The organism is uncultured Arenimonas sp., assembly GCF_963976025.1.
Lineage (GTDB): Bacteria > Pseudomonadota > Gammaproteobacteria > Xanthomonadales > Xanthomonadaceae > Arenimonas.
In genome coordinates, this window is record NZ_CAXBJS010000129.1 from 1 (window position 1) to 7,444 (window position 7,444).

The 7,444-nt window shown below is 66.8% G+C and carries 7 protein-coding genes, 2 tRNA genes and 1 pseudogene; 3 read left to right on the forward strand and 7 right to left on the reverse strand.

The features are described 5' to 3' along the window. Positions 1 to 187 precede the first annotated feature (187 nt). From AACZ35_RS10310 to AACZ35_RS10325, 4 genes are all read right to left on the reverse strand, one after another. A tRNA-Glu gene (locus AACZ35_RS10310) sits at positions 188 to 263 on the reverse strand. 21 nt (positions 264 to 284) lie between these two features. Next, a tRNA-Ala gene (locus tag AACZ35_RS10315) sits at positions 285 to 360 on the reverse strand. 43 nt (positions 361 to 403) lie between these two features. Further along, entirely contained in the window at positions 404 to 904 is a 501-nt protein-coding gene (locus tag AACZ35_RS10320) for a DUF1249 domain-containing protein (protein ID WP_339828857.1), read from the reverse strand. A 50-nt stretch (positions 905 to 954) separates the two neighbouring features. Beyond that, positions 955 to 1,776 (reverse strand): pyruvate, water dikinase regulatory protein, encoded by an 822-nt coding sequence (locus AACZ35_RS10325; RefSeq protein ID WP_339828860.1) that lies wholly within the window; start codon positions 1,774 to 1,776, stop codon positions 955 to 957. 84 nt (positions 1,777 to 1,860) lie between these two features. On the opposite strand from AACZ35_RS10325, the gene ppsA reads away from it, so the two are divergent. Together ppsA and AACZ35_RS10335 are read left to right on the forward strand one after the other, a co-directional pair. Continuing rightward, a complete protein-coding gene (ppsA, locus tag AACZ35_RS10330; protein ID WP_339828863.1) occupies positions 1,861 to 4,233 on the forward strand; it encodes a phosphoenolpyruvate synthase in 2,373 nt (790 codons plus the stop codon). Beyond that, complete coding sequence (locus AACZ35_RS10335; protein WP_339828866.1) at positions 4,233 to 5,225, forward strand: mechanosensitive ion channel domain-containing protein; 993 nt, start codon at positions 4,233 to 4,235, stop codon at positions 5,223 to 5,225. Before ppsA ends, AACZ35_RS10335 begins: the two co-directional genes overlap by 1 nt. Positions 5,226 to 5,235: 10 nt before the next feature. On the opposite strand, the gene orn is transcribed toward AACZ35_RS10335, so the two are convergent. Further along, complete coding sequence (gene orn / locus AACZ35_RS10340; RefSeq protein WP_339828869.1) at positions 5,236 to 5,817, reverse strand: oligoribonuclease; 582 nt, start codon at positions 5,815 to 5,817, stop codon at positions 5,236 to 5,238. A 62-nt stretch (positions 5,818 to 5,879) separates the two neighbouring features. Between orn and AACZ35_RS10345 the strand changes: the two genes are divergently transcribed. Further along, positions 5,880 to 6,350, forward strand: coding sequence for a DUF2721 domain-containing protein (locus AACZ35_RS10345; RefSeq protein WP_339828872.1), 471 nt, complete (start codon positions 5,880 to 5,882; stop codon positions 6,348 to 6,350). Here the strand turns inward: AACZ35_RS10345 and tadA are convergent, their stop codons facing one another. Together tadA and AACZ35_RS10355 are read right to left on the reverse strand one after the other, a co-directional pair. Continuing rightward, positions 6,351 to 6,815: a tRNA adenosine(34) deaminase TadA gene (gene tadA, locus AACZ35_RS10350; RefSeq protein ID WP_339828875.1), complete on the reverse strand. Its 465-nt coding sequence runs from the start codon at positions 6,813 to 6,815 to the stop codon at positions 6,351 to 6,353. Further along, positions 6,812 to 7,444, reverse strand: a pseudogene (locus AACZ35_RS10355) (GMP synthase (glutamine-hydrolyzing)); the annotation flags it as partial. The pseudogene AACZ35_RS10355 and the gene tadA, both read right to left, overlap by 4 nt.

Below are 7,444 nucleotides of genomic sequence, written 5' to 3' on the forward strand. Positions count from 1 at the left end.
GCGGCGCTCTCGCCCAGGCCAGCCATTGCTCGCGGCTTTCCAGCCCCGGCGCAAAGGCGGACCAGTCCGAAACCACGAATCGGTTGTGCATGCGTTGACGTTCCCCGGCGACCTTCCCGATACATCCTCGCCGCAGCGGCGGCAAAGAAAAAGCCCGGCCGGAGCCGGGCTTTTCAACGACGCTAGATGGCGTCCCCACGGGGATTCGAACCCCGGTCGCTACCGTGAAAGGGTAATGTCCTAGGCCTCTAGACGATGGGGACAGCGTTCTCTAACTAAATCGGTGGTGGAGCTAATCGGGATCGAACCGATGACCTCTACAATGCCATTGTAGCGCTCTCCCAGCTGAGCTATAGCCCCACCGAAGGAAGAAGCGGAAGTTTAGACATGAGCCGCAGGCCCGTCAAGCGCATGCGGCGTTTTTTTTCTCCGCCGGGCTCGGATCCATGTCGGAAAGGGTATGTGGTCCATGCCCCTGCCCTTCAAGATAGTCCAGCCACTTGTTGAGGAAACCGTTCATCCTCAGGCGGTGCCCGACCAGGGCCTGCACGCTCGGGCGCAGGCCCAGGACGTCCTGCCAGTGGCGGCCGACATAACAATGCGTGGCTTCGGCCTGGCGGGCGTCGCGGTAAAGGCGCACGTAGGCGGAAGGATCCGGTTGCCCGGTGCGGGCGTCGATCATCAGGTAGCTCAGCCGCAGCTCGACCGTGTACGCATGCTGGGCCAGCACCTCCACCCGCAGGTCCAGGCCGTCGGGCACGCGCGACAGGTAGCTGCCTTCGGCCAGGGCCTGGGGCTGGAACATGCGGGTCAGGCGGGTGAAGTTTTCACCGTACAGGCCCATGAGCCACTCGAAGCGGCCCAGGCGCGGCAGGTTCCTCGAAAAGGGTGCGGCGGCAGACATGGCCGGATGCTAGCACGTGGCCTGGCGGCGAAAAGGGCCGCCAGCCAGGCTCAGAACATGTGCCGGTGGATGCCCAGGTTGGCCAGGACCTTGCCGGCGATTTCTTCGATCGAGGTGTGGGTGGTGCTCAGGACCGGGATGTTTTCCTGCCGGAACAGGGCCTCGGCCGCGACCACTTCCGATCGGCAGGTAGCCAGGGTGGCATAGCGGGAATTGGGCCGGCGTTCTTCGCGGATCTGCGACAGGCGCTCGGGGTCGATGGTCAGCCCGAACAGCTTGCGCCGGTGGGCGCGCAGGCGCCGCGGCAGCTCGCGCCCTTCCAGGTCTTCGATGGTCAGCGGGTAGTTGGCCGCCTTCACGCCGTAGTGCAGCGCCATGTACAGGCAGGTCGGCGTCTTGCCCGAACGGGACACGCCGACCAGGATCACGTCGGCGTCGTCGTAGTGCACGTCCATGCCGTCGTCGTGGGTCAGCGCATAGTTGGTGGCGTTGATGCGCTGTTCGTAGGCGGCGAAATCCACCAGGCCGTGGGCGTGGCCGACGCGCGGGTGGCGCTTTTGCTGCAGTTCCTGCTCGAGCGGGCTGATGAAGGGCGCGAACACGTCCAGCATCAGCGCCCCGCTTTCGGCCAGCAGGGAGTTCAGGTCCGGGTCGACGACCGTATTCACCACCACCGGCCGCAGCCCGGTCTCTTCGCCCGCCGCCCGGATCTCGGCGACGGCGGCGTCGGCCTTTTCGACGCTGTCGACGAAGGCGATGCGGCGGGTGGCAAATTCGGTGCCGCTGAACTGGGTCAGCAGGCTGTGGCCGATGGTTTCGGCCGTGATGCCCGTGCCGTCGGAGACGTAAAAAACCGGCCGTACCCCTTCCATGCCCTGCTTTCCCCTGAGAATTCAAGCTTGTATGGCGTGCGCTCGGGTCGCATCATACGCAGCTTGGAGCGCATGGAGACACCCTTGAACGCCGACGTCCTTTGGCTGCACGAACTTCGCCTGTCCGACCTGGCCCAGGTTGGCGGCAAGAACTCCTCGCTGGGCGAGATGATCGGCCACCTGGCCCAGCTCGGGGTCTCGGTGCCCGGTGGTTTTGCCACCACCGCCGACGCCTTCCGGCGTTTCATCGCCCACAATGACCTGAGCCAGCGCATTTTCGACCGCCTGGCCACGCTCGACGTCGAGGACGTGGACGCCCTGGTCGCCGCCGGCGGTGAAATCCGCGGCTGGGTGATCGACGCCCCGCTGCAGCCCGAACTCGACCAGGCCATCCGCGACGGCTACCGGCGCATGTGCGAAGAGGCCGGCGCCAGCGACATCGCCGTCGCCGTGCGTTCCTCGGCCCCCGCCGAGGACCTGCCCGACGCCAGCTTCGCCGGCCAGCAGGAAACCTTCCTCAACGTCACCGGCGAGGACGACGTGGTGCGCAAGGTGAAGGAAGTCTTCGCCAGCCTCTACAACGACCGCGCCATCGCCTACCGCGTGCACCACGGCTTCAAGCACGAAGACGTGTTCCTCAGCGCCGGCGTGCAGCTGATGGTGCGTTCGGACATCGGCGCCTCGGGCGTGCTGTTCACGCTCGACACCGAATCGGGCTTCCGCGACGTGGTCTTCGTCACCTCGAGCTTCGGCCTGGGCGAAATGGTCGTGCAGGGCGCGGTCAATCCCGACGAGTTCTACGTCTACAAGCCGACCCTGCGCCAGGGCAAGCCGGCGGTGCTGCGCCGCACCCTGGGCAGCAAGCAGCTGCGCATGGTCTATTCCGACGCCCCGGGTGAACGCGTGCGCACCGAGCCGACGCCGGCCGAATTGCAGCGCCAGTTCTCGATCACCGACGCCGACGTCGAGGAACTGTCCCGCCAGGCCCTGGTCATCGAAGAACACTACGGCCGCCCGATGGACATCGAATGGGCCAAGGACGGCAACACCGGCAAGCTCTACGTGGTGCAGGCGCGCCCGGAAACGGTGAAGTCGCGTGCCCACGCCACCCAGATCGAACGTTTCCACCTCGACAAGCGCGGCGAAGTGCTGTCCGAGGGTCGCGCCATCGGCCACAAGATCGGCGCCGGCACCGCGCGCATCGTGCGCACCCTGGCCGAGATGAGCAAGTTCCAGCCCGGCGACGTGCTGGTGGCCGACATGACCGACCCCGATTGGGAGCCGATCATGAAACGCGCCGCCGCCATCGTCACCAACCGCGGTGGCCGCACCTGCCACGCCGCCATCATCGCCCGCGAACTGGGCGTGCCGGCCGTGGTCGGCACCGGCGACGCGATGACGTCCATCCCGGACGGCGCCGAAGTCACCGTCAGCTGCGCCGAAGGCGACGCCGGCTACATCTACGACGGCAAGCTGGGCTTTGAGGTCACCACCACCGACCTGGGCAACATGCCGCCGGCGCCGCTGAAGATCATGATGAACGTCGGCAACCCCGAGCGCGCCTTCGACTTCGCCCAGCTGCCCAACCAGGGCATCGGCCTGGCGCGCCTGGAGTTCATCATCGCCCGCCAGATCGGCGTGCATCCGCGCGCCCTGCTTGAGTATGCGAAGCAGCCGGCCGACCTGAAGAAGCAGATCGACCAGATCACCGCCGGCTACGCCGACCCGGTGTCCTTCTACGTCGAGCGCCTGGCCGAGGGCATCGCCACGCTGACGGCGGCGTTCGCGCCCAATGCCGTCATCGTGCGCCTGTCGGACTTCAAGTCCAACGAATACGCCAACCTGGTTGGCGGCAAGCAGTACGAGCCGCACGAAGAAAACCCGATGATCGGTTTCCGCGGCGCCTCGCGCTACGTGCACCCCGAGTTCCGCGAATGTTTCGCGCTCGAGTGCCAGGCGGTGCGCAAGGTCCGCGATCAGATGGGCCTGACCAACTGCTGGATCATGATCCCCTTCGTGCGCACCCTGGCCGAAGGCCGCGCCGTCATCGAAACGCTGGAGGCCAACGGGCTCAAGCGAGGCGAAAACGGCCTGAAGATCATCATGATGTGCGAGCTGCCCTCCAACGCGCTGCTGGCCGAGGAATTCCTCGAGATGTTCGACGGCTTCTCGATCGGTTCGAACGATCTCACGCAGCTTACACTTGGCCTTGACCGCGACTCGGGTATCGTTGCCCACCTGTTTGACGAGCGCGACGCCGCCGTCAAGAAACTGCTGGCCATGGCGATCTCCACCGCCAGGGCCAAGGGCAAATACATCGGTATCTGCGGCCAGGGCCCCTCCGACCACCCCGACCTGGCCGACTGGTTGATGCAGCAGGGCATCGAGTCCGTGTCGCTCAACCCCGATACCGTCATTGATACCTGGCTGCGACTGGCCAAACTCAAGGCGAATTGATGACCCAAGCGACCCCGACAGCCAACACTTCCGCGCCCGCCGACGCTGCCGAACAGGCGGCGCAGGCGGCAGAATCGGCCACCGAGGCCGCCAACGCGGCGGCACGTGCCGCTTCCCGGATTGATGGGGTCGAGGCACAGCTTGCCGACCTGCTGAACATGCCGCCCTGGGCGGCGAAGCTGATGCTGGCGGTGGCGGTCGGCCTGATCGGCTGGTTCCTGATCAAGCTGCTCACCAAGGGTGCGGACCGGGTGATGACCCGCTCGGGCATGGAGCAGATCCTTCGCGACTTCCTGGGAAAGATCATCCGCGTGGTCGGCCTGGTGGTGGTGTTCGTGGCGGTGCTCGATGCCGTTGGCGTGCCCACCACCTCGCTGCTGGCGGTGCTCGGCGCGGCCGGCCTGGCGGTCGGCCTGGCGCTGAAGGATTCGCTGTCGAACATCGCCGCCGGCGTCATGCTGATCGTGCTTCGGCCCTTCCGGGCCGGCGACGCCGTGGAAGCCGCCGGACAGCAGGGAATCGTCGAGCGCGTCGGGATATTCCAGACCGTGCTGCGCGCCTACCAGAACCACGACGTGGTGCTGCCCAACAGCGAAATCACCACCGCCCCGATCATCAACTTCACCGCCCGCGGCCAGCGCCGCATCGACCTGTCGGTCGGCATCGGCTACGGCGACGACATCCGCCGGGCCCGCGAGGCCCTGCTGGCCTTGGCCAATGGCCACGAAAAGGTGCTCGACGATCCGCCGGCCGAAGTGCTGGTCACCGGCCTGGGCGAATCAAGCGTGGACCTGGTGCTGCGCGCCTGGGTCAATACGCCCGACTACATCGGCACCGGCAGCGAGCTCACCGAGGCGGTGCACCGCAACTTCGGCGAGATCGGCATCTCCATCCCCTTCCCGCAGCGCGACCTGCACATCTACCACCATGGCCCCGATGGCCAGATGCTGGAATTGCCCAAGGCCGCGCTGGAGTCTTCTGCGAAGGACTGACGCCGGGTATTCAGCCGCCGGACGGGTCGGCCAGGTCCGCCAGGCCGCCCAGGCGACCCATGTGCCGGCGGTAGTGCGCCAGTTCCTTCACCGATTCGCGGATGTCGGAAAGCGCCGTGTGCGCGCCGACCTTCTGCACGCCCGCCAGCACGTCCGGCGACCAGCGCCGCGACAGCTCCTTGAGCGTGGAGACGTCCAGGTTGCGGTAGTGGAAATAACGCTCCAGCCGCGGCATGTGCCGGACCAGGAAACGCCGGTCCTGGCAGATCGAGTTGCCGCAGATCGGTGACTTGCCCGCCGGCACCCAGTCGGCCAGGAAAGCCACCGTCAGCGCCTCGGCCTGGGCCATGGAAACCTGGCTGTCGAGCACGCGCTGCCACAGGCCCGAGCGGGTGTGGGTGCCGCGGTTCCAGTCGTCCATGGCCTCGAGCCGTTCCAGCGGGTGCGCGATGGCGAGCTCCGGGCCTTCGGCCAGGATGTTCAGTTCGCTGTCGGTGACCAGGGTGGCGATCTCGATGACCGAGTCGGTGTCCGGATCCAGGCCGGTCATTTCCAGGTCGATCCAGACCAGGTTGTTCGGATTGGCGGGCATGCGGCTGGCGGCGTTGGTGGTGAAGGCGGCATCATACCCCGCCGACCCGCAAAGCCAGGCCCATGATGTTCCCGACCGAAAGCCTCGACCATTACCGCATCCTCGGCTCGATGCTGGCCCCTGCCCTGCTGATGGCGGCCACCGGTTCGCTGCTGATCTCGGCCAACAACCGACTGGCCCGCGTCGTCGATCGCCTGCGCAGCCTGATGGGCCAGTGGGAGCTGACCCCGGGCGAACACCGGTCGGTTCTGGAAGTGCAGATCCGCCGGCACCGAGCCCGCGCCACCCACGTCATGCGCGCCTGCGTGATGCTCTACGTGTCGCTGGGCTGCTTCGTGGGCACCAGCCTGGCGCTGGCGGTGGATGCCTTCAGCGGCTTCCGCCTGGGCCTGGCGCCCACGGTGCTGGCCATCGCCGGCGTACTGAGCATGCTGGCGGCCAGCCTGTTCATGGGCCTGGAAGTGGTGATGGCGGTGCGCAACTTCGACGCCGAGCTCGACATCGAGATGTCGCGGCGCGGCGGCAGGGACTGATCAGAGGCCCGGGCGCGCCCGTTTCAGGCGGCGGCCAGCCTCTTCGCCCATCAGCCCGCCTTCGGCAAGCAGCCGGTGGTTGTGGCGCGAATCGGTAAGCAGGTCGAAGACGCTGCCGGCGGCACCGGTCTTGGGATCGTCGGCGCCGTAAACCACGCGCGCCAGCCGCGCATGCACCATGGCCATGGCGCACATCGCGCAGGGTTCCAGCGTCACGTACAGCGTGCAGCCGACCAGGCGATGGTTGCCCAGCGTCCGCCCGGCCTGGCGCATGGCCACGATCTCGGCATGCGCGGTGGGGTCGTGTTCGCCGATGTTGCGGTTCCAGCCCTCGGCCAGCAGTTCGCCATCGGGGCCGACCAGCACCGCGCCGACCGGCACCTCGCCCTCGCCCTCGGCGCGTTCGGCCAGCTGCAGGGCCCGCGCCATCCAGGCTTCGTCCTGCGGCGAGAACGTGGGTTTCATTCCCACTCGATGGTCGCGGGCGGCTTCCCGCTGATGTCATAAACCACGCGAGAAATGTCTCGTATCTCATTGATAATCCTACGAGAAACGGTGTCGAGGAATTCATAGGGCAGGTGCGCCCAGTGCGCCGTCATGAAGTCCACGGTCTCCACGGCGCGCAGCGCGATCACCCATTCGTAGGCGCGGGCATCGCCCACCACACCCACGGATTTCACCGGCAGGAAAACCGCAAAGGCCTGGCTGGTCTTGTCGTACCAGTCCCACTTGCGCAGCTCTTCGATGAAGATCGCGTCGGCCCGGGCGAGCAATTCGGCGTATTCGCGCTTGACCTCACCCAGGATGCGCACGCCCAGGCCGGGGCCCGGGAACGGATGCCGGTAGACCATCTCGCGCGGCAGGCCGAGCTCGACGCCGATGCGCCGCACCTCGTCCTTGAACAGCTCGCGCAGCGGTTCCACCAGGCCCAGCTTCATGTGTTCGGGCAGGCCGCCGACGTTGTGGTGGCTCTTGATGACGTGGGCCTTGCCGGTCTTGGAGCCGGCGGACTCGATCACGTCGGGGTAGATCGTGCCCTGGGCCAGCCAGCGCACGTCGTCGAGCTTGCCGGCTTCTTCGTCGAATATCTCGAT